A 21,558-nucleotide genomic window follows, 5' to 3' on the forward strand; every position below is an offset into this window, starting at 1 on the left:
GCCCCCACCCCTTCAGGGATGACAAACTCGGTTCCATATCAGGTCGAACTGACGGTAGAGATACAGGAAAGCTCCTGGTAGGTCAGCGAGGTCTACCTCCCTACCTACCAGGAGCTCACGCATCGTCAGGTCCTACGAAAGCCTGAATCCTTCGTAGCCCTTCTCTGCTGCGGCGAGGCAAGCTTCGTTGTAGGCTTTTGCACCGCCCAGGAAGAACACTGGAGCATTCGCCTTCCCCGGAATGTTCGCGCCGACAAAGTAGTTGTTTCGTCCCTTCGGTACCACAGTGGCGTTCATGAGTTCTTCGAGAAGCTCGCCCCATCGTTCCACGGCTTCGGGCTCGGCTTCGATCCGAGAGATGCCTTCAGCGCGAGCATGTTCCAGGGTATCTCCGATCCACTTGGTCATTCCTTCCATGATCACGGGACCGTTCGCGAACGGGGCGTGCGGACCGAAGATCATGAACATGTTGGGGAAACCATCCACCGCCAGACCCAGGTAGGTCTTGGCGCCGTCCTTCCATTTGTTCTCGACCGATGTGCCATCGGCTCCTCGAATATCGATCCGGGTGATAGAGCCGGTCGCGGCGTCGAAGCCCGTCGCGAAGATGATGACGTCTGCCTCGTACTCCTTGTCCCCGACCTGCACACCCTTGGCCGTTATGCGCGAGATCGGCTCCTCGCTTACATCGACGAGCTTTACGTTCCCTCGGTTGAATGCTTCGTAGTAGAAATGTCCGAGAGGGGGACGTTTTCCGACGAAGGGGTAGTCCTTGGGGCAGAGGAGCTCTGCGGTATCGGGGTCCTCGACAATTGTGCGAATCTTGTTCCGGATGAACTCGGAGGCTATCTCGTTCGAGTTCTCGTCGAGAAAAATGTCATCGAACGTCTCGAATACGAACTTGAACCCGCCGGATTCCCATCCCCATTCGAGAATCTTCTGGTGCTCTTCGGGGGTGACGTCGGCCGCGGTTCTCCCGGCCATATTCAGAGGGAATCCGAAGAACTGATTGCGGGACTTCTCCCAGATGGCGTCGTAGTTGACACGAATCGCGTGCCGTTCCTCGTCGGTCAGCACGTAATTGCGTGCAGGCAGGACGTAATTCGGGGTGCGCTGAAAGACGGTGAGTTCCTCCGCGACATGCGCGGCGATCGGAATCAGTTGCACAGCTGTGGCGCCGGTCCCGATAACGGCAACACGCTTGCCGGTGAGGTCTATGCCCTCTTCCGGCCAGCGTGCCGTCATCGCCCATTCGCCTTCGAATTCGTCCAGGCCGGCAAAATCCGGCCTGTACGCAGCGGAGAGGGGTCCTACGGCGCTGATCAAGTAGCGCGACGTGAGCTTTTCGCCGCTGTCGGTGGTGGTGTTCCACACGTTCAGTTGGGCGTCATGTTCTGCGGAGACGACCTTGGTGTTGAACTGGATGTCTTTGCGCAGGTCGAATCGATCTGCGACGTGCTTGAGATACGCCAGCGCCTCCGGCTGGCGGGTGAATCGCTCCGACCAGTCCCATTCGTTCATGAGTTCCTTGGAGAACGAATAGGCGTAGACCCATGATTCGCTGTCCGTACGGGCCCCGGGATACCTGTTCCAGTACCATGTTCCGCCGACTTCCGGGGCCTCTTCGATAACACGCGCCGAGAACCCACGCTGACGGAGTTCGTGAAGCATGAGCAAGCCGGCGAACCCTGCGCCGATCACAATTGCGTCGTAGTCGAGATCGCGAGTCTCCGCTGCAGATCGAGAAGCGGTAGTGTGTGTCGCCGTCATGTCTGGCACTCCTTTTTGATGTTGATGGCCGAGTCGGTTGAATCGGTCGATCGAGGGCGTTCTTGTTCTCGAATCGACTGCGGGGATAATCGACGACATCGGCACCATTTGATTCTGCGCCGCACATTGGTTCGTCGGTTCCCGATTTGATGTAGGAATTAACGATAACTCGTTGTCGGACTCGAATTATGTCGCAATATGGGACGCCTCCGGTGTGCGATCGGTACGAGTGCGGCCAGGGCTATGGAACGACGACAGCGCGACCCAGCAATTCTCCACGAGAAAGCCGCTCGTAGACCCCCGGAGCCTCTTCGAGTGAGTGGATCTCGACCTCGACTTTCAGTCGCCCGGAGTGAGCCAGATCGACGACTTCCCATAGTTCGGATCGACTGCCCCAGAATGCATTCCGCACGCTGGCTTCGAACGGAAGGCGCCGGTAGCCGACGGGAAGAGTGCCGTGCCCGACGCCGAGGATCACGATGTCGGTGTAAGTTGCAGCGACTGCGCCGGCAAGACCTACTGTTTCCTGCGATCCGACGAAATCGAATACTGCCGTGGCGCCACGCCCGCACGTGAGGTCGGCGATCGCTGCTCGAGCGTCCGTGTCGCCGATTATGGCGTGATCAGCGCCGACGTCACGCGCCAGCCGCAGTTTGTCCTCGGTTATGTCCACCGCAACGACAGTCGCAGCACCGAGCGCGCGGATGATCTGTATTGCCAGGTGACCCAGGCCGCCGGCGCCGATGACAACGGCAACGCTTCCTGCGCCGAGGCGAGGTGCCGATCGCTTGACCGCGCTGTACGAGGTCAAGCCTGCGTCTGTCAGTGCTACCGCCTGGACCGGGTCCAATGTGCCCAGCGGGACGAGGTGACGCTCGTTGTCGACCAGCAGGAATTCTGCCAGTGCTCCGTCGACGGCGATACCCGGCGGCCTTACTCCGGAAGGATCCGTGCAATAGTTTTCTCGGCCCTCCGAGCAGTAGCGGCACAATCCGCATCCCCACGGTCCATAAACGAGGACGGGCGTACCGATGGCGAAGTGGTTCGCGCCCTCACCTGTGGCCGCCACGACACCCGCGGCCTCGTGGCCGAGGGTCAAAGGCAGAGGACCGTAGCGATATTCGTCGGCAGTGGCCGACATGATATGGAGGTCGGAGTGGCACAGGCCTGCCGCAGTGACCTGGATGAGGACCTGTCCCGCGCCCGGTGTGGGAGTGGGTACTTCGACGATCTCCGGTGGCTCGCCGAGGTTGATGTACTGCAAAGCTCTCACGTCGGGTATTCCTCTCGGAATCTATGACATCTCGCGTTCGTCCTGAACCAGCGAGATCCTTGCAGTGCAGAACTGTCGTGGTTTCCTCGTCGGCTCGACAACGGTGGTTGCCGAGCCGACGAAGGTTCCGGTTGCGTGCGTCGAAGGTGAAGCTAATAGGATCTGGGCAGATCCAGGGTGTGCTGCGCGACGTAGTTCAGCACCATTTCTGTCGATACAGGGGCGATCTGCTGCAGCCGGACAATTCCCCACAAGTCTGCGAGTCCGAATTCGTAGGCCAGACCGTTGCCCCCATGCACTTGAATTGCGGTATCGAGCGAATTGTATCCGGCCTTGGAGGCAAGGTACTTGGCCATATTCGCCTGCTCACCAGCCGGCAGCCCGGCATCGAACAACTCGGCGGCCTTTCGTGCCATCAAACGGGCAGCTTCCAGTTCGATAGCCGCAACCGCAATGGGATGCTGGACTGCTTGGTACGAGCCGATCGGGGTGTCGCCCCATACCGTCCTCTGCTTCACGTACGAACAGGCCTTGTCCAGCGCGTAGCGCGCGATCCCCGTACTGATCGCCGCGCTGAGCACACGTTCCGGGTTCAGGCCGTCAAACAGTGGGACAAGACCGCGATCGACCTCGCCGACGAGTCGGTCGTTCTCCAGCTCCACGTTGTCGAAGAAGAGCGAGAACTGGCGTTCCGGAGCGCCCAATGCCGTTGCGATCGGTTCCTTGGTCAGTCCCGGAACGTCGGTTTCGACGATGAACAGGGAGACTTTCCCTTTACCGGTCGTCGAGTCCTGTCCTGTTCGTGCAACGAGCAGGAAATAGTCGGAGTGATCGATTCCGGAAATGTAGTACTTCGCCCCGCGCACACGCCATCCTCGATCGCTTCGAGTGGCTGTGGTCGTAATATTGTGTGAGTTCGACCCGGCGTCCGGTTCCGTGAGCGCGAACGCGAACTTGATCTCGCCCGAGGCAATTCCGGGAAGATACGTTTCCTGCTGCTGCCGGGTTCCGTGACGCGTCAAGGCGCTGCCTGCGATCCCTTGAGAAAGCACCATAGCCAACTCCGGACATCCGCCCGCGGACATTTCTTCGAGCACGATCGCGAGGTGGCTCAATCCCACACCACCTCCGCCGAACTCTTCCGGGATATTCAATCCCAGGAAACCTTGGCGCCCGAGCTCGTCCCACAGCTCCTGCATGGGCTCACCCGTCAGGGACTTCTTCCTGTAGTACTCATGCCCGTATTTCGCGACGATCCCGGCAACCGTCGACCGAAGGAGAGTCTCCTCGTCCGAAAGTGCAAGAGGCATAGCCGCCGGCAAGGCTTGGTCGATCAGTTCTGTTGTATCCATGAACACACCTCGATGTCGGTACGGCCGGGCTTTGCCGGCCTTGCTGTTGCTCGCTATAGGCCGGGTTCGTCAGTAGTTGGTCCACCCGGCGTCGACCGGTAGCGCCACCCCGGTGATGTGCTCCGAGTCGTCGGACGCGAGGAACACCGCGGTCTTCGCGACTGTCTCCGGGGGAACCCAACCGGCGGGCAACAGTGAACGGTCGGTGGAGAAGAAGCGAGGGGTGTACTCGAGGGACTTCTCGACGGTCCCGCCCTTCTGCGTCATATCGGTTGCGATGGCTCCAGGGCAGATTGCGTTGACCCGGATCGAGTGCTCACCCAGTTCCCAGGCCAGGGTCTTCATCAGACCGACCACACCGTGCTTGGCGGCCGTGTAAGCGGGAGCGCATGGTTGAGCTTTGAGGCCGTTGACGGAAGCGGTCAAGATGACCGAACCACCCTGCTGACCTTCGATGATGCGGGGGACGAATGCTTTGGCGACCTTCCACGCGCCGGTGAGGTTGACGTCGATACTCTCCTGCCACGACGCTTCATCCAACGCCCACGTGCTCTCCCCGATGGTCCAGATGCCGTGGTTGATCACCAGGATGTCGATTCGTCCGTACGTCGACATCACTCGCTCCGCCAACGCTTCGAGTTCGGTCAGGTCGCGGGCGTCGACTTTCGCGGACAGGCATTCCTGGCCTTCGTTGCGCACGAGCTCAGCAGTTTCGTCCAGCTGTTCGGCCGTCGCGCCGGGGTGCAGCGGCGTCTTCAGAGGTTCGCAGATGTCGAACGCCACGACCGTGGCGCCTTCACGGGCCATGGCCACCGCGTGAGCACGACCCTGTCCGCGGGCAGCCCCCGAAATAACTGCGACTTTTCCTTCGAGCTTGCTCATGTCATCTCCTCGATGTTCGGCGATCGCCCGATCGCGACGGTGGATTTCACGGTGGAACGGACTGGGTTAGTCGAGCTCCTGGTATTTGCCTGCCGACCATGCGTCCCGGATGGCGAACTTTTGGATCTTGCCGGACAGTGTCTGCGGGAAGTCGGAGGCGGCGTACCATTTCGCCGGGATCTTGTATCCGGTCAGCCTCGTGCGTAGGAAGGTGTCGAGTTCAGCGGCGCTTGTGTTCGCTCCTGGCACGAGTTTTACGAAAGCCGCCGCAACTTCGCCGTAGTACTCGTCGGGTACACCGACGACAGCAACGTCGGCAATCGCGTCGTGCTTGTAGAGCTCGTCTTCGATTTCGCGAGGGAAGATGTTTTCGCCCCCGCGGATGATCATGTCTTTTGCGCGGCCTTCGACCCGGATGTAGCCTCGTTGGTCCATGGAGCACAGATCCTGAGTATTCATCCACCCGCCCTCGCTGAACGCGGCGGCAGTGCCCTCCGAGTTGTCGAAATACCCGACCATCGTGTGGTATCCGCGGGTGAGTAGCTCGCCCACTTCGCCGCGTCGGCGGGTCGACCCGTCGACCGGATCGACGATCTTTATCTCGATCCCCGGCAGGGGACGTCCGCAGGATCGAGCTTTGTCTTCGGCAGAATCGTCTGTGGTTGTCATGGTGATGACGCCGCTGGCCTCGGTCTGCCCGAACACGATGGTGAAATCGACGCCGAGTTTGCTTTCGATCTGCCGAACCATCTCTGCCGGCACCGGCGCACCACCTGAGGAGATCGACTTCAAAGAGCTGAGGTCTGCGGTTTCGAAGGCGGGATCACGCATGAGGGCCAGGATCATGGTGGGTACCGGATTCATGATCGTCACCCGTTCCTCTTCGATGAGCCGAAGGGCCGCCCCTGCGTCGAAGTTGATCAGGGGGACGAGCGTGCCTGCCAACCCGAGTGTTCCCATGCCCGCGTACACGCAGCCTCCGACGTGGAACATCGGCAGCACGGCGAGCCAGACTGCTCCGGGTTGTCCACCGGCACGAAGCGCGGCTTGGTACCCGTCGTTGACGACGCCGCGGTGGGTCAACATGGCACCTTTGGGGCGGCCTGTGGTTCCGGAGGTGTACTGGATCTGAGCGGGACTCGCAGGATCGACCTCAGGAAGTTTGGTCGACCGGTCGCCCGATGCCAAGAACGTATCCCATTCGCCGAAACTGATGATGTCCACCGGCCGATCGAGCTTGCCGACTGTCCGTCCGGCGATCTCGAGCATGGGGCTACCGCGAAATTCGGGATGGACGAGGCACGCCACGGCGCGCGACTGTCGCAGACAGAACTCGAGTTCTGCTTCCCGGAAGGTCGGGTTGACTGTCACCATCACCATGCCGGCGAGCGCCGCGCCGCACTGGAATATTGTGTATTCCGGGATATTCGGCGCCCAGATGGCAATGTGATCGCCGGGCGAATACCGCTGGAGTAGTGCTCGTGCGCAGGCCTCGGCCTGCTCGAGCAGTTCGGTATAGGTCCACCGTCTGCGGTCGGGGTGTGCGATACCCTCCACGATTGCCAAGCGGCCCGGAGCGCTGGCAGCGGATCGGCGTAGGACCTCGCCCACGGTCAAGTTCTCCGGTGCAGGTTGGTCGGGGCCTCGCTCGTAGGCATAGTCCTGACCGATGTTCTCGATGTTCAGGGCTACATTCTGCTCGAGCATCTCATCAAGCCTTCCGTGCAGTGGGTTCCCGTATGCGGCTGTCGCCATTCGGCGTGGCGAGACATGTGGAAATGCATTCGCCGGCGGGCATCGTCCCTGGTGGGGGGTATAGCGTCACCTTGTCAGACTCGAACGTACAAAGCGCCAATGTGTAGCGATATGCGACAACTTTCGGAGGCCGACGGTTCCTACTCTGAGATGGCGCCAAGTCCGTGTCACCCCTCATTCGCGAGGCCTGGGTGCACAGGGTCGAAGTGTGGGAGCTCGTGTCGATCAACCTGGAAGTGAGAACATACAGATGGACATCGATCTGACGGGACAGAGCGCGTTGGTCACCGGCGGCGGTTCGGGCATCGGTGCGGCGTGCGTTCGTGAGTTGGCTGCTTGCGGCGCCAAGGTTGCTGTCGCTGATCTGTCAGGTGCGGCGGCGCGTGCTGTGGCTAACGAGATCGGTGGGGGTGCAATAGCAATCACCGCCGACGTGAGCACTCCGGGTGATGTGTCGCGAATGGTCGCAGAGACGCTCGAGGCCTTCGGGTCGCTCGATATCGCGGTCAACAATGCCGGGGTCGGGATGCCGACGAAGGCTGCGGTCGGCGCGACCGAGATCGCTGAATGGCGGCGGGTATTGTCGATCAACCTTGACGGTGCGTTCTATTGCATGCACGCGCAGCTTCCGGTCATGCGACAGGGCGGAGCAATCGTGAATCTCGCCTCGGTCATGAGTTCGGTTGCAGCAGAAGGCGCGAGCGGGTATGTCGCTTCCAAGCACGCGCTCGTGGGACTGACGAAGACGGCAGCTCTGGATTACGCCGCGGCGGGGATCCGTGTCAACGCGGTCGGTGCCGGCTTCGTCGACACGCCACTTCTCCATGGCCGGGACCCCCGATGGCTCGCTGCCGTTGCTGCCGCGCATCCCCTCGGTCGTCTCGCGGATGCATCCGAAATCGCCTCTGCTGTTGTCTTCCTGGCGTCACCGGCAGCATCGTTCATCACGGGCGCTTACATCCCGGTCGACGGTGGGTATCTCGCGCGATGAGCGGCCGTGTGTAGCGAATCGCGACATGTTTTGCTTCCTCGGGTCGGCATGATGAATGTGTCACATCCCATAACGTCCGGTTGTGCGAGGCCTGGTGAAGGTCGTTCCGACTCCGATGATGGACGCGTCGTTGTCCGTATCTCGACCCACGCGCTCGGAGCAGGCCAACAGGCCCCAAGCGCCGGATCCGATGTCCTCGGACTCCACCGAATGGGATGACAACCCGGCAAGCCAAAATGGTAAGGAGAGCACGATGACCTACAGCCCTGATACCCAGCGGGCCCGAGATCTACTGTCTTATCTGGTGTCCGAACCCGATGCAACGATCGAGGACTACCGTCGGCTGTACGACGAGGTATGTTCGAACTTCGAATTGCCTGCCGATGCCGAGGTCGAGGACGTGGACGCAGGTGGCACACCGGCGATTTGGGTATCGGCGCCGGGCGTCGATCCGGATACCGTGATCATCGTGGTTCACGGTGGCGGCTTCACGATGGGGAACGCCAAGGGGTATCGAGAACTCGGATACAGGTTGTCCAAGGCTGCGAACGCACGCGCTCTGGTTGTCGATTATCGACTCGCTCCCGAGGCTCCGTTCCCGCTTCCGGTGGAAGATGTGGCTTCGGCGTACCGTTTTGCGCGTGGCCAGGACGGGGTACGCAACGTCGTGCTCGTCGGTGATTCGGCAGGCGGTGGGCTGGTATTTTCCACCCTGCTGATGTTGCGCGACGCGCAGGAGAGGCTTCCCGATGCCGCGGTCGCGATGTCGCCGCTTGTCGATCTCGCCGGTGAAGGTGCCTCCCTCACCGAGCGAGCACACCTCGACCCGCTTCCCGCAGCAGCACTGGTGAGCGGCCTGGGCGGAACGTATCTCAACGGAGCCGACCCGATGCACCCGCTGGCTTCCCCTGTCTACGCAGACCTGGCAGGTCTTCCCCCTACGCTCGTTCTCGTCGGTACCGACGAAGGTCTCTACGACGATGCGACTCGCATCGTCGAGAAACTGAAGGAAGACGGCGTAGAGGTTCGGTTCGAAGTTGGTGAGAACCTGCCCCACATCTGGCCGATCTTCTCGTTCCACCCGGAAGCGGTTGCCACGACCGACCGGATCGGAGCATTCATCCGGGAACAGATCTCAGCGAAACTGTAGGAAGGAGGCGGTGGTATGCGTCTGCGGCGTGTACCACCGCTCCTGCGGCACTACCCGCATCCAGAGCTTCCCGGCGGTGGCCTGCACGTTCGCTTGGAGATTTTCGGTCAGTAGTTGGAGGAGGACAGATCGATTCCTAGTGCTCGTACCTTGCGGTAGAGCGTCGAGCGAGCTATTCCGAGACTGTCGGCAGCAATTCGTTTGTTCCCGCGCGCTTTCTGGAGAGCGTCCAGTATGGCCTTGGCCTCGATATGTTCCAGACCGACCAGGTCTCGACGCCCTGCGTCTGCCCGCAGTCTCGGAGGTAGATCAGCGGCGCTGATCGTAGGGTGTCGGTGTCTTGTGAGAATTTCCCGAACCACGGCGTCGATGGAGGCGACGTTTCGGCTCCAGTTGATCCGGCTGAGTGTCTGTACGGCGTCCGGCAGCCATCGGACCGATCGAGCCGCTGGTAGGTGTCGCATCGTCAACGCGTCGAGGATGAGAGGGAGATCCTGAATTCTCTGGGACAGCGATGGAACTTCGAGCACGACATCGAACCACTCGGCAATCGGAGAACGATCTTTCTGGAAACTCACTTCCCTCATGGTTGCGTTCACTTGTATTCCGTTACAAGTAAATTCATCCAATAGGCGGATCACGGCGTGAGCCTCGTCGTCATTCAGCCGATCCAGTCGTCGCAGTATGAGTTCCGGTGCTCCTCCGGAGACCATACTGCGAACATTGTCGAGCCAGTGTTCGAAGGGATCGTCCGTTGGGGATTTGGCTTCGGCGACGACTGCACGGTTACCGGCCAAGGCAGATGCGACAGCGAACTTGCCGACGCCGGCGTCACCTACGAGCAGTTTCGGACGTTGCCGGAATGCGGCTGCTTCATGGCACAGTCTGCGCCACGCGTCGCTGGTCCCGACCAATCCCCGAATGGGCTCAGCGCCGTATCCCTTCGGTAGCACCGAAGCTGCGCAGGTCGATTCGGGCATTACTCGGAGAACTGCACCTACTGGACGAGTTCCGTCGAATACCTTGCTTACCTTGACAACGGCAGGGGTACCGTCACCGAGGGACACAGTCGAATCGTGCGGTGTTGAACTGTGAAGAACGGTCGAGGCGTGTTCCCACAGCAGCGCTTGGTCGACCGAGCTGAACCGGCGGGCTGCTGCGGCGTTGCTGATCACGGTCTGGTCGTCCAGGCAGATGACAGGATGGCGGATGTCGCGGTTCTCGGCGAGATAGGCAGACATGAGCACTTGTTCGCGTCGGGAGGTGACGTTCAGAAGCGCGCGCTCGATCTCCAGGGCGAGGTCGGTCACCCATGTTTGCAGGATGGGGCTGGTATCACGGAATCGTACGGTGACGTTGAGTGTGCCTACCAGTCTTCGGGTGATGGGGTGCCGAATCGGCGCTCCGGCACACGTGAAGTCCAGTAGTTCTTCCGAGAAGTGCTCGGGACCGGCGACGGTCGCGCTTCGACCGGTCTCGAGGACGATGCCACTGCTGTTGGTGCCCACGGCGGCTTCGCCCCAGGTGTAGTCGGGAGCGATGCATTGAGAATCCAGGATGGAAGCGAAGTCCCTGTCTTCCACCCATCGGCGCAGAAGTCGGCCGGACGAATCGGTCATCGCGAGGCTGCAGCTGGACTGGGAAAGTGCGGCCCTGCGGTGCTCGACGATTTCGCCTGCTATCTGACAAAGTTGCGCGTTGGTGTCCTCGCAGCTGACGAGAGACGGCGCACAGCGATCGGGGCCAAGGCCATGCATCAGCGAGCGCCGCCAGGACTCCACAATTTGTGGGCGCACCCCAGAGACGGCCGTCAGGCCATCGGGGGTCGATAGCGCGCGTTCTCTGGCCGCAAGAATCAGTTGGCGGCCTCCACTGTCTTGCACCGTGCTCCTCTCAGGGTGTGGTGGATCCACGCCAGATTGCTTGTTTGGGACCGGACTGCTGTTTGTGAGTTGAGTCACCAGAGTCTAACCCTACTGACGCTGACGTCAATAGTTGCTGTCGCTCCTGCGCGGTCGCGATGCCCGCCGGGCATGGCCATGAGTGAACACTCCTCCGGTCGGGTATCGAGCTCTACGTGCAGGTCGGGAGGATCGAAGTTGGACTACGGGTAAGAAGAACGTCGAATGCGCAGACACCGGCAGGCTGTCGTGCCGGTGTCCGCGGTAGGTCGACCAGTCGGCGCTCGGATGACATTGCCGCGGTCCCGTTCCGCCAGTCGGCCAACGAACTATCCGTAGACATGCAACGGCGCGGTCTTTCGGATCCGGACGGACCGTTCTCACACAGTGACGGGGCCCTCCTTGTGGTCGCGCGGACTTTGCGCGATAGCCATCGTGGCGAGGTCGATATCGCGGGTTTCGCGCAACGTCGCCACAACGGCGGCACCAGCGAGCAAGACGAGAGTGGTGTAGCCGATGAACACCCAACCCATGTCGATGCTCGTCAACCATGAATTGAGGAACGGTGCTGTGCCGCCGAATATCGCTGCGGCCAGAGAACCGACGACGCCGACTCCTACGGCACGGTGGGTGGAGGTAAGGCTCTCCGACAGCAAACTCGGGAGGATCGACGCAATCGCAGCCCAGAAGACGAAGGACACCAGCTGTACCGCGAAGAGGCTCAGGGGATCGTTGGACAGTATCCAGCTGAACGGATACGAAAACAGCCCGAAGCCGATCAACGAGAATATTGCAATCGGTTTCCTTCCGACACGGTCGGAAAGAAGGCCGAATACCGGAAAGAGTCCCAGACCCAGGAGCTGCGCGATCAAACTCGCAGCGAAAGCGCCTGATTCGCTCATATCGAGGCTGCTGATCGCATAGGACGCGGCGAAGGTGATCCACGTGTAGAAGGCCACGTTCGCGGCGCCGACAACAACAAGGAGCTTGAGCAGGATTACAAGTACTGCACGCCGGGACCGACGCGGGCTGTCGGCGTCGGCAGGCTGTGTTTGCTCGGCTCGTTCGCCGCTGACGAGTGCAGTTCCGATTTCGGTCTCCACCGAACGGATGCGAATGTAAAGGGCGTATCCGGCCAGCAGCGACCCGACAACGAACGGAACTCGCCACCCCCAGGCCTGCATGGCGTCCGCGGAGACCATGTTGGTCATGAACGCGCCGAGGAGGGTGCCTGCAATGGTGCCGACGGAAGCGCTGAAAAAGATTGAACTCGACCACAATCCGCGACGACGCGGCGGCGCAAGCTCCGAGACATAGACGTAGGCGGCTGCTGATTCTCCACCGTGTGCCAGACCTTGGATCATCCTTGCGATCAGCAGGAGAATCGGACCGACCACACCGGCAGCGGCGTGAGTGGGGATGGTCGCGATCAGCAAGCTTCCGATTCCCATGGCGATCATTGCCAGAGCCAGGGAATTCTTACGACCGTACTTGTCGGCTATACGTCCGAAGACGAATCCGCCGACGGGGCGGGCAACGAATGATACGGCGAAAATTGCGAGGGTTTGCAGTAGAGCCGCCGTGGGATCGTCGGAGTCGAAGACCGCATCTGCGATGTATGTGGAGAACAGCGCAAAGATCGTCCAGTCGAAGAACTCGAGCACGTTGCCGAACAAGGCTGCTCTCAACGATTTCATCTTCGTTCGATGATCGGTCGTATGTTGACTCATGGCTTGTGCTCCCTTGGGTATCACGGTGTTCGACCGATCCGGGGTCGTGATGACTCGTCCGGACGGATTTCACATTGGAATGGCGGAAGGACCTTGGCGCCGGAGCACTCGACGATGTGGATGCCGTCGACTCCCGACCGGCGCATGCAAGGGCAGCCTCGACGAGGTCAGGCGACTCTCGCGACCGCAAGAGGGCGTGACCCGTCAGCTCGTGTCAGGTGCCAGGACCCCGGCAGGCATGACGAGCGTCACACTATAGGGCGGTGCATGAATTAGTCAACGAGTATTCACTTCGGCTGGCGCTCGTCTCCGGCGCTCTCGGCTGGGGTGCAGTGCTGTTGCGCTGCAGGAGCGCTGCCGACAGGCGGGACCCTTACCGCCCCGGAGCCGTTACCGTAGAGGTCATGACGGCCGATCCGGAGAGCCCACGACGCGTGCGACTTGAAGCCGACGACCGGCGTGAGCAGTTGATCATGGTGGCGATGAAGTTTTTCGCCGGCAAGCCGTACGACCACGTCTCGACAGCCGACATCACCGAAGCGGCGGGGACCACACGTACGAATCTCAACTATCACTTCGGGAACAAGCGGAACCTGTATTTGGAAGCACTCCGGCGCTTCGCGACGTTGCCGTCGACGTTGCCTCGCGACGTCGGTGAGGGCGCCGTCGAAGACAACGTAGACCGCCTGTTCGGACGGTGGCTCGACTTCGTCGAGTGCAACCACGAAGCATTCATGGCGCTCTATTACGCACAGCGATCGACTGCGGGCGATGACGTCAAGGTGTTGCTGGAAACGGCCCTGGCCGCCTGGGAAGATCGGCTGCTCTCCGTTCTGCGGCTGCCCTCCGGGGACATCGTCGCGCGTGCGCGTGTCCGTGCGTTCCAAGCAATGGTCGGTGTCGCGACCCAGGAATGGCTCGAGCACCGTGTGTTGTCGAAGGTGCAGGTCAAAGACTTGTTGACGCGGACCCTGCTCGAGCTGGGGCGGTTGTAGATACCGCTCCCGTTCGGCGTGGCAATAGCCCTCCCCGTGGTCGTCCGGGAGCCGCACGCTATTGACATAGTCGTCAGTAAAGCCCAGGATGTGTACTGGGTCACATCCGCATGTCTATTGATGTATCGAGTCCGAGCCATCGAACGCTTGGAGGAAGGGGAGCCGATGACGATCGACGACGCCACACGGACGGTGCTGCAGGCCCGCGAAAGCGTTTTCGCGTCGCCTTCCGCTCTTGCCGGCGTGACGGGCGTACGACCACAGATCCTCGAGTCGTGGCGCCGCTCCCTGTCGTACGGGCTCGACCCGGATCGATGCGTGCCCAAACCTTCCCCGTCTCCGGACTCGAGTGCACTTCTCCGCAGATTCGCCGGCATCGTCATCGAAGGCAAGAGCGCGGCGATGGCGCAGTCGAACTGCAGTGTGGCGATCACCGATCCTGACGGGCGCCTGCTGAATCGATGGGTGACCGACGGAGGCTTTGCCGCGACCCTGGACGGAAAGCTGATCGTTCCCGATTTCTCGGTCGCCGAGGGCGCTACCGGCACGGGTAGCAGCAGCATAGTCCTGGAGACGGGTCAGCCGGCGGCGGTTGCAGGTCCGGAGCACTTCAACGGTGACTGGATCGGTTTCACGTGCGCAGGAGCCCCGGTCAGGCACCCGATTACTCGCCGCTTGATCGGATCCCTCAACCTCACGGTCCGGCATTCCGACACCAGTCCTGTTCTGTTGTCGTGGGTGACGGATATGGCGGCCGACATCGAACGCGCAATGCTGGACAACGCATCGACGGAAGAAAAACTCCTCCTAGCTGCGTACATGAAGGCGAAGCGGGACGCCCGTCACCCGGTTGTGTGCCTGAACGGCCGCACCGTAATCAGCAATGCACCCGCAGCCCGCATGCTCGGTCCCGTCGACCAAGGGCTCGTGTGGGAGGCTGCGTCGAAATTCTTGCGCGATCGGTCGGGGATTGCCGCGCTCACCCTGGCCGACGGATCCTCGGTAAGAGTGGATGTCACCGCGGTGTCGGACGGAGCCACGCCGATAGGTGCGGTCGTGCGGCTTACACCCGACGATCGCATCGAGGGGGCGATCTCTGCGCCGTCGAGCCCACCGGCGTCCCTGCCGGGTTTGGTGGGTGCGAGTAGTGCCTGGCGACGGCTTTGTGCCCGGGCCGGTTCGGGCGCCGCCTCTCCGACCCTGGTCGTCGGTGAGGCAGGCGCCGGCAAAATGGCGGTTGCCTCCGCTATCGGCGGACAGGCTCCTGCGGTGGTCGACGCGGAGAAAAGCTATTCCACTCAGGCGCAATGGCTCGACGACGTCCGTGGAGCGTGCCAATCGGGCGCCGCCCACGTCGTCCTGCGGCACCTGGACTGCTTGGACGCATCTTGGGCCGGATCGACTGCGCGACTTCTCGAAGAGGCGCGCGATCGGGGCCTCCGGGTCAGCGCGACGTTCACGAGACGGACGGCTGATGGCTCGACAACCCCGCTTCTCGACTGGTTCGACGAGATCTTGGAAGTGCCACCGCTTTCGGACCGAATGGACGATATGGGGCTTCTTCTGGAGAGTCTTACTGCCCGCCATGCGGCAGCAGGCCACCGTGTCCGCTGGTTGCCCGATGCCGTGCAGGTGATGACCCGCATCACGTGGCCTCGTAACGTAGCATCGCTGGAACGTACCGTGCGAGAAGTTCTTTCGGGATACACGAAATCGACGGTCGGGGCAACGGATCTGCCCGCGGATCTGCGTGCCCGTGCGAGCCGCCGTACTCTCGTCGGCCTCGAGCAAATCGAGGCAAAGGCAATCATCGACGCGCTGCGCAATGCCGACGGCAACAAGCGGCACGCTGCCGACGCTCTCGGTATCGCGCGATCGACGCTGTATCGCAAAGTGCGCGTACTGGGAATCGATCTGAGCGCATCGAACTACTGATGCCGGCCGGCTCGAGGTTCGACCTGCTCGAACATCCATCCAGACCGCGAGCCGGACCCTGGTCGTTCATGTCCGAGTGAACTCCCGAGTACGGCCCGCGGCCTGAATTCGACCCTGCTCACTTCACGAGAAGCCCCGCATCCACCGGCAATGTCGCACCGGTGATATAGCGCGCTTCGTCGGATGCAAGGAACAGGACGGCATTGCTGACGTCGATCGATTCCACCCACGGAATGGGCAGCAGATTGACCGACTGCGAAGCGGGCTCGAAATCTGCTCGTGTCGGGTTCTCCAGATCCGGCCGAAAGATCCGATACGTGCCGTCGTTCTGGATCATCGGTGTATCGACCTGTGTGGGATGGACCGAGTTGACGCGGATCTTGTGCTCCGCGAGTTCCTGGGCGAGGGTCCTCATCAATCCAACGACGCCGTGTTTGGATGCGGAATAGTGTGCGACGCTCTGCATCCCCTTCAGACCGGCAACCGAACTCGTGAAGATGATCGATCCACCTCGACCGCCCCCGATGAGATGCGGCACTGTTGCCACGGCCGTGTTCCAGGCGCCGGTGAGGTTGACATCGATCATTTGCTGCCACGAGTCGGCCGGAATCTCATGTGTGCGGTGGGGGAGTGGCGCTATGGCGGCGTTGACCGACACGATATCGAGACGTCCCAATTCTGCTACCGCACCGGCGATACCGGACACGAGTTTCTCGAGATTGCGGACATCGATCGCCAGCGTGATGATTCGTCTGCCCCGAGATTCGACCTCACACGCGGTTTCGGCAAGATCTTCGGCGGTGCCCATCGGATAGGACACGTTCAGGATGGCATCGGGGACATCGATCGCGATGATGTCGGCACCCTCCTCAGCCAGACGGACTGTATGCGCGCGACCCTGCCCACGTGCAGCACCGGTGATGAGAGCAACTTTTCCTTCGACACGTCCCATGTAGTACTCCTCTGCTGTGGTGGCACTGTATTGCTGCAGTCGTGGATCCCGCTGTGGGATCGGTGCAGAGCCGGGCGGACGACCGAGGTTCCGACTGCCGGCTCTGCACCGATGTCACTATTGGGCGGTGTAGCCACCATCCACGGCGATTTCCGTCCCGGTCACATACCGCGCGTCGTCCGAGGCGAGGTACAGCGCAGCCTGGGCGATGTCGTTCGGTTCACCGAGCCGCCCCATCGGGATGCCGTCGAGGAGAACCTGAAACGCCTGCGGATTCTTCTCTTGCACCGGGCCGACAATATCCGAGTGGACAATTCCGGGGCAGATGGCGTTGCAGCGAATCCCGTCCTGCGCCGTTTCGAGCGCGACGACTTTCGTCAGCGTCCGGATACCGCCCTTACTCGCCCCGTAAGGCGAGCTGTAACGCATCCCGACGATCCCGCTGATCGACGCGATGTTCACGATCGCGCCACCGCGGCCGCTGCGTTTCATCTCGCGCACAGCGTACTTGCAACCGAGCCATGTACCACTGAGGTTCGTGTCGACGACCGAGCGGTAGGTGTCGTAACTCATCTCGTCGATAGGGTCACGGCGAGTGATGCCAGCATTGTTGACGAGGATATCGACCGAACCGAATCTCGCCCGAGCTGCATCGAACGTGGCGATCCAGTCGGATTCTTCCTGCACATTCTGCTGCATCACCTCCACCTGGGAGCCGGCGGGGAAATCCTCGAGCCGGTCCTTCACGGCGGGTGAGATGTCGGTAAGCACGACCGCCGCGCCTTCCTGCGCGAACAGTCTTGCGGTGGCGAAACCCAACCCGGCTGCAGAGGCGCCACCCGTAACGATTGCGACCTTGCCGGTGAGCCGACCGTTCTGCGATGTCTGCTCAGCCACGGATGTCCTCCCATACGCGCTTGTTGCCATCACGTACCACGTGTCCCCAGCGCAGTCCTGGGAAGTGCCCTCCGGCAGCGGGAATCTTCTCGTCCCACATACGTTTGCGGAATCGCTCCACAGCCGCGTGGGCGCGATCGTGGTCGGTGTGGCTGATGAAGTTCCACTGCCCGCGATCGTTGTCGTCGACCAACTCGGGCTGCGCATGCACGAGATCGCCGAGCAGCAGGCCGCGCTCCCCGTGGGAGCGGAGTTCGAGCACGACCTGTCCCGGGGTGTGCCCGCTACCGTCGAGGGCTACGACGCCAGGTAGCAACTCCAGTTCTTCGTCAGCCTGAAAAAACTTGGTCTGGTCGGCAATCGGTCTCAGTCGGACGGCGGGGGCATCGTTCTCCGGGTGGCAGAAGTTGGCCGAGAGCTCGAGCCGCTCCATGCTCTTGTCGACCTCCTCGTCGGTGAAACCGAAGTCCGGAGCCAGGAACCAGTTCCAGTCGCGTTGATCGATGTGGTAAGTCGCGTTCGGGAAGTACGGTTTCCCGTCCACACTGGCCCAGCCGATGTGGTCGAAGTGAAGGTGCGTGAAGATCACGTCGGTCACGTCGGATCGATCGAGGCCGGTCGCGGCAAGTGAGGACCGGAAGCCGCCTCCGGCGAACGGCCACTTGGGCTGCGGGCCCGCACCGCCGTCGACGACGATGATCCGATCACCCGCCCGCACCAGGTAGCCGCCGAGCGTGTTGAGGTGCTGGCACTGATGGAATACCGGCTCGAGCAGGTTGCTGTACGGATCCCAATCGGAATCTTTCAGATTGGGATAGAAGGCGTTGCCAGGTACTACCGCCTCACCGTCGATCAACGGCGTGATCTCGATGTCACCGATTTTCATGATATGTCCTTGATCGTCGGGTTGCTGTCAGGTGCTGCGCGGTGGGCGGTTACGTCACGTCCGCGCCGGCCTTCACGTCCGCGGCCGGGGTGAGCTGTGCGTGGGAAGTAGCCGAATACCGGTAGTGCTTGAAGCCTTCCGCTGCTTCCGCCTTCACCGATGCTGCCCAGTTCGGGAAGCCGCCGAAGTTCATTGCGACGCCGAGAGTCTTGCCTTCCACGTTCGTTCCGAGCCACCATGCGCGCAGTTTGGCGCCGGCGGGGAAGATGGTGGCGTTGTAGAACGCGTGGAGCAGGTTGTTGTATTCCTCTACGGCCTCGGATGCAACCTCGACGCGAGTCTGGTTCTTGTCTCGAAGTTGCGAGATGGCTTCCCCGATGGTCTCTGCGGCGGGTTCGATCATTGCCGGTGCGTTTGCGAACGGGATCTGCGGTCCGGCGATCATGAAGAAGTTCGGGAATTCGTCCACTGCCATCGCCAGGTGCGTACGGGGACCGTCCTGCCACTTCTCGGCGAGGCTGCGTCCGCCCCGGCCGCGGATGTCGATGCGAGTCAGCGCACCGGTCAGGGCGTCGAATCCGGTCGCGAAGATGATGATGTCGAATTCCAACTCGGTGCCGTCTGCCAGCCGGATTCCGGTCTCGGTGACGTCGTCGATCGCGTTGGAGCTGACATCGACGAGATCGACGTTGTCGCGGTTGAATATCTCGTAGTAGAAGTTCCCCAGCGGGGGACGCTTTGCTCCGAACGGGTGGTCCGATTTCGGGCAGAGCAACTCCGCCGTGGCGGGGTCCTTCACGATCGTGCGAATCTTGTTGCGGATGAAGTCCGACACTGCCCCGTTCGACTCGGGGTCGACGAACACGTCGTCGAAGGTCTCCAGGAAGAAGCGGAAGCCGCCCTCCTCCCATGCTGCTTCCAAGAGCCGCTGCCGCTGTTCTGGAGTCACGTCACCAATGACTCGGTTGGCCGGGTTCATGGCCATGCCCATCGCCTGTCGGCTCACCTGTTCCCAGATCTCGTCGTAGCGGGATTTGATGGATTGCCGCTGTAGGTCGTCCAGCACGTAGTTGCGCGCCGGCAGTACATAGTTCGCCGTTCGCTGGAAGATGGTGAGGCGCTCGGCCACTGTTGCCACGAGGGGGGCCACCTGGATCCCACTGGCGCCGGTCCCGATTACGGCGACACGCTTACCGGCGAAGTCCACAGGTTCGTGCGGCCATCGCGCGGTCAGGTACCACTCGCCCTGGAAGTCGGCCAGCCCCGGGTAGGGCGGCTCCTGCGGAGCGGAGAGCGGTCCGGTGGCGCTGACGACTGTGCGGCAGACGATGCGCTGACCCGATTCGGTGGTCACCGTCCACAGGTCGCGGCCTTCGTCGAAGACGGCCGCTTCTACACGAGTGTTCAGTTCGATTTCGCGGTGCATGTCGAATCGCTCGACCACGTGCTTCAGGTAGGCCTGGACCTGCGGCTGGCTGGGGTACCGTTCCGGCCAGTCCCAGTCGTCCTGCAGATCTTTGTCGAAGCCGAAGCAGTAGACCCAGCTTTCGCTGTCGGTACGTGCGCCGGGGTAGCGGTTCCAGTGCCAGGCTCCACCGACGTCGTTACCTACTTCCAGCACCCGTGCCGAGAGGCCGCGGCGGCGGGCTTCGTGCAGCATCCGGATACCGCCGAATCCCGCGCCGATGATCAGTACGTCCAGTTCTGGTTCGTGCATCATTTTCTCACTCATCCAATCGTCAAAGTGTCAGGTTGTGGAGAGGCTCCTGCGACGAGGCAGGTTGACGTCGAGTCGTGCGTGCTGGTCATCGACGCGAGGAGGACATGCTGGGGCGTGGTGATGTGCCGGCGGGTTGTTTGGCCCGGTCGGTGCGGGAGTGCCGCCGCCGAGCGTGGGTGAGGACAGGTCGGGCCAGTTTGAGCGAGCTGAATTCGCTCAGCCGTCGTCTCGAACCGGGGTCTAGGTGTGGGGTGCAGGTCGTGTCCATCAACTGCGACAAGCGGCGGTAGAACTCATCGGGCATCAACCCGAACTCGGGGAGGATGTGTTCATCTCCGCCTCCGTAGGGAAGCCACTTCAATGCGAACCTCACCATGAGATCTTCATCGTGTGTCACTGTTTCACTTCCTTGGTCCTTCTCGAGTTGCTTCAGTGGCTGCGTACATTTGAACCGGGTCACGTGAATTTCTACGATGCTGTGTGGCACTGTGTTTCGGCACGATGAGTGTCATCCCATGAAGAAGCCGCCGTTGACGTCCACCACTGCACCGGTCATGTAGGCAGCGCCGGGGGAGGCGAGAAAGGCGGCAATTCCGGCCACATCCTGTGCTGTCCCGAGCCGACCGAGTGGGCAATAGCTACCGTCGTATCCCTTGCCCGCGATCATGTCGGTGTCGATCGCCCCCGGAGCAACGGCGTTGGCGACGATGTCGTGGGTGGCTTCGGTTCGTGCGAGCCATTTGACGGCGGCGTGCAGAGCGCCCTTGCTGGCCACATAGTGTGGCCCCGAGGCGACGCCCCCGACTTTGCCGGCTGCGGAACCGACGCACACAATGTTGCCGCCGTTTTTGCGCAACAAGGGCAGCGCTGCGGCCACTGTCCACAATGATCCCTTGAGGTTGATCCCCATTACCCGGTCGAACTCGTCGACGTCGATGTCTCCGAGTTCGGCGGGCTCGCCGTATACCCCCGCAGAGGTCACCAGGATGTCCAGGCGGTCCAAGTCGTCGAAGGCACGGGCGACGGACGCTCGGTCGGTGACATCGAGGACCCCATAGGTCACTTCGCCGCCGGCGTCCCGGATCGACTCGGCTGTCTCCCCGCATTCCGCCAGGTCGAACAGCGAAAGGTCTGCGCCCGCAGCCGAGAGTTCCCGGGCGATCGCGGCACCGATACCCCGTGCCGCTCCGGTAACTACCGCGCGTTTGCCCGCGAGCAGTGTCGGGTTCAGAAGGCCTGACGCAAGGGTCGGTCGAACCGGCATTTGATCCTCCAGTGAAGTGTGGGGATTGCTGAGAAGAGGGGAATCGGTCTTCGGTGCCTACGCCTACAACGCCTGTCTGTCGGTGAGAGGTCGACTGCGGCCGAT

16 protein-coding genes are annotated in these 21,558 nt (G+C 61.7%); 4 read left to right on the top strand and 12 right to left on the bottom strand.

Annotation, left to right across the window (positions count from 1 at the left end):
• Window positions 1-132 precede the first annotated feature (132 nt).
• The 5 genes from M1M07_RS10710 to M1M07_RS10730 all read right to left on the bottom strand — a co-directional run bounded on the left by M1M07_RS10710 (window position 133) and on the right by M1M07_RS10730 (window position 6,984).
• Window positions 133-1,770, bottom strand: a complete 1,638-nt coding sequence (locus M1M07_RS10710; protein WP_248674132.1) for an NAD(P)/FAD-dependent oxidoreductase — start codon at window positions 1,768-1,770, stop codon at window positions 133-135.
• Window positions 1,771-2,011: 241 nt separating this feature from the next.
• Window positions 2,012-3,043 (bottom strand): NAD(P)-dependent alcohol dehydrogenase, encoded by a 1,032-nt coding sequence (locus M1M07_RS10715; RefSeq protein ID WP_248674133.1) that lies wholly within the window; start codon window positions 3,041-3,043, stop codon window positions 2,012-2,014.
• A 152-nt stretch (window positions 3,044-3,195) separates the two neighbouring features.
• Window positions 3,196-4,395, bottom strand: a complete 1,200-nt coding sequence (locus tag M1M07_RS10720) for an acyl-CoA dehydrogenase family protein (RefSeq protein WP_248674134.1) — start codon at window positions 4,393-4,395, stop codon at window positions 3,196-3,198.
• A 69-nt stretch (window positions 4,396-4,464) separates the two neighbouring features.
• Window positions 4,465-5,277: a mycofactocin-coupled SDR family oxidoreductase gene (locus tag M1M07_RS10725; RefSeq protein ID WP_248674135.1), complete on the bottom strand. Its 813-nt coding sequence runs from the start codon at window positions 5,275-5,277 to the stop codon at window positions 4,465-4,467.
• A gap of 66 nt (window positions 5,278-5,343) precedes the next feature.
• Window positions 5,344-6,984, bottom strand: coding sequence for an AMP-binding protein (locus M1M07_RS10730; protein ID WP_248674136.1), 1,641 nt, complete (start codon window positions 6,982-6,984; stop codon window positions 5,344-5,346).
• Window positions 6,985-7,282: 298 nt separating this feature from the next.
• Here M1M07_RS10730 and M1M07_RS10735 point away from each other — a divergent pair, with 298 nt between their 5' ends.
• Both M1M07_RS10735 and M1M07_RS10740 read left to right on the top strand, forming a co-directional pair.
• The gene (locus M1M07_RS10735; RefSeq protein WP_248674137.1) at window positions 7,283-8,023 is read left to right on the top strand and encodes an SDR family NAD(P)-dependent oxidoreductase; all 741 of its coding nucleotides are present in this window, start codon (window positions 7,283-7,285) and stop codon (window positions 8,021-8,023) included.
• 190 nt (window positions 8,024-8,213) lie between these two features.
• Window positions 8,214-9,173: an alpha/beta hydrolase gene (locus M1M07_RS10740; RefSeq protein ID WP_248674138.1), complete on the top strand. Its 960-nt coding sequence runs from the start codon at window positions 8,214-8,216 to the stop codon at window positions 9,171-9,173.
• A gap of 107 nt (window positions 9,174-9,280) precedes the next feature.
• Here the strand turns inward: M1M07_RS10740 and M1M07_RS33010 are convergent, their stop codons facing one another.
• Both M1M07_RS33010 and M1M07_RS10750 read right to left on the bottom strand, forming a co-directional pair.
• Complete coding sequence (locus M1M07_RS33010) at window positions 9,281-11,056, bottom strand: helix-turn-helix domain-containing protein (protein WP_248674139.1); 1,776 nt, start codon at window positions 11,054-11,056, stop codon at window positions 9,281-9,283.
• A 398-nt stretch (window positions 11,057-11,454) separates the two neighbouring features.
• Entirely contained in the window at window positions 11,455-12,804 is a 1,350-nt protein-coding gene (locus M1M07_RS10750) for an MFS transporter (protein WP_248674140.1), read from the bottom strand.
• 404 nt (window positions 12,805-13,208) lie between these two features.
• Between M1M07_RS10750 and M1M07_RS10755 the strand changes: the two genes are divergently transcribed.
• On the top strand, window positions 13,209-13,799 hold the full coding sequence (locus M1M07_RS10755; RefSeq protein WP_248674141.1) for a TetR/AcrR family transcriptional regulator: 591 nt from the start codon (window positions 13,209-13,211) through the stop codon (window positions 13,797-13,799).
• A gap of 165 nt (window positions 13,800-13,964) precedes the next feature.
• Window positions 13,965-15,734, top strand: a complete 1,770-nt coding sequence (locus tag M1M07_RS10760) for a sigma-54-dependent Fis family transcriptional regulator (RefSeq protein ID WP_248674142.1) — start codon at window positions 13,965-13,967, stop codon at window positions 15,732-15,734.
• A gap of 118 nt (window positions 15,735-15,852) precedes the next feature.
• Here M1M07_RS10760 and M1M07_RS10765 read toward each other — a convergent pair whose 3' ends face one another.
• The 5 genes from M1M07_RS10765 to M1M07_RS10785 all read right to left on the bottom strand — a co-directional run bounded on the left by M1M07_RS10765 (window position 15,853) and on the right by M1M07_RS10785 (window position 21,453).
• On the bottom strand, window positions 15,853-16,686 hold the full coding sequence (locus M1M07_RS10765) for a mycofactocin-coupled SDR family oxidoreductase (protein ID WP_248674143.1): 834 nt from the start codon (window positions 16,684-16,686) through the stop codon (window positions 15,853-15,855).
• A 117-nt stretch (window positions 16,687-16,803) separates the two neighbouring features.
• Window positions 16,804-17,583: an SDR family NAD(P)-dependent oxidoreductase gene (locus M1M07_RS10770; protein ID WP_248674144.1), complete on the bottom strand. Its 780-nt coding sequence runs from the start codon at window positions 17,581-17,583 to the stop codon at window positions 16,804-16,806.
• The gene (locus tag M1M07_RS10775) at window positions 17,576-18,439 is read right to left on the bottom strand and encodes an MBL fold metallo-hydrolase (RefSeq protein ID WP_248674145.1); all 864 of its coding nucleotides are present in this window, start codon (window positions 18,437-18,439) and stop codon (window positions 17,576-17,578) included. Before M1M07_RS10775 ends, M1M07_RS10770 begins: the two co-directional genes overlap by 8 nt.
• A 79-nt stretch (window positions 18,440-18,518) precedes the next feature.
• Window positions 18,519-20,189 carry an NAD(P)/FAD-dependent oxidoreductase gene (locus tag M1M07_RS10780; RefSeq protein ID WP_248674146.1) on the bottom strand — a complete coding sequence of 557 codons (1,671 nt, stop codon included), beginning with the start codon at window positions 20,187-20,189 and terminating at the stop codon, window positions 18,519-18,521.
• A 508-nt stretch (window positions 20,190-20,697) separates the two neighbouring features.
• On the bottom strand, window positions 20,698-21,453 hold the full coding sequence (locus M1M07_RS10785; RefSeq protein ID WP_248674147.1) for an SDR family NAD(P)-dependent oxidoreductase: 756 nt from the start codon (window positions 21,451-21,453) through the stop codon (window positions 20,698-20,700).
• Window positions 21,454-21,558: the final 105 nt, after the last annotated feature.

The organism is Rhodococcus sp. HM1, from assembly GCF_023218075.1.
Lineage (GTDB): Bacteria > Actinomycetota > Actinomycetes > Mycobacteriales > Mycobacteriaceae > Rhodococcus.

Bases quoted from the DNA above. Each gene is read 5' to 3' on its own strand.
- M1M07_RS10710 (WP_248674132.1), bottom strand. From the start codon at position 1,770: ATGACGGCGACACACACTACCGCTTCTCGATCTGCAGCGGAGACTCGC.
- M1M07_RS10720 (WP_248674134.1), bottom strand. From the start codon at position 4,395: ATGGATACAACAGAACTGATCGACCAAGCCTTGCCGGCGGCTATGCCT.
- M1M07_RS10725 (WP_248674135.1), bottom strand. From the start codon at position 5,277: ATGAGCAAGCTCGAAGGAAAAGTCGCAGTTATTTCGGGGGCTGCCCGC.
- M1M07_RS10730 (WP_248674136.1), bottom strand. From the start codon at position 6,984: ATGCTCGAGCAGAATGTAGCCCTGAACATCGAGAACATCGGTCAGGAC.
- M1M07_RS10735 (WP_248674137.1), top strand. From the start codon at position 7,283: ATGGACATCGATCTGACGGGACAGAGCGCGTTGGTCACCGGCGGCGGT.
- M1M07_RS10740 (WP_248674138.1), top strand. From the start codon at position 8,214: ATGTCCTCGGACTCCACCGAATGGGATGACAACCCGGCAAGCCAAAAT.
- M1M07_RS10750 (WP_248674140.1), bottom strand. From the start codon at position 12,804: ATGAGTCAACATACGACCGATCATCGAACGAAGATGAAATCGTTGAGA.
- M1M07_RS10755 (WP_248674141.1), top strand. From the start codon at position 13,209: ATGACGGCCGATCCGGAGAGCCCACGACGCGTGCGACTTGAAGCCGAC.
- M1M07_RS10760 (WP_248674142.1), top strand. From the start codon at position 13,965: ATGACGATCGACGACGCCACACGGACGGTGCTGCAGGCCCGCGAAAGC.
- M1M07_RS10765 (WP_248674143.1), bottom strand. From the start codon at position 16,686: ATGGGACGTGTCGAAGGAAAAGTTGCTCTCATCACCGGTGCTGCACGT.
- M1M07_RS10780 (WP_248674146.1), bottom strand. From the start codon at position 20,189: ATGATGCACGAACCAGAACTGGACGTACTGATCATCGGCGCGGGATTC.
- M1M07_RS10785 (WP_248674147.1), bottom strand. From the start codon at position 21,453: ATGCCGGTTCGACCGACCCTTGCGTCAGGCCTTCTGAACCCGACACTG.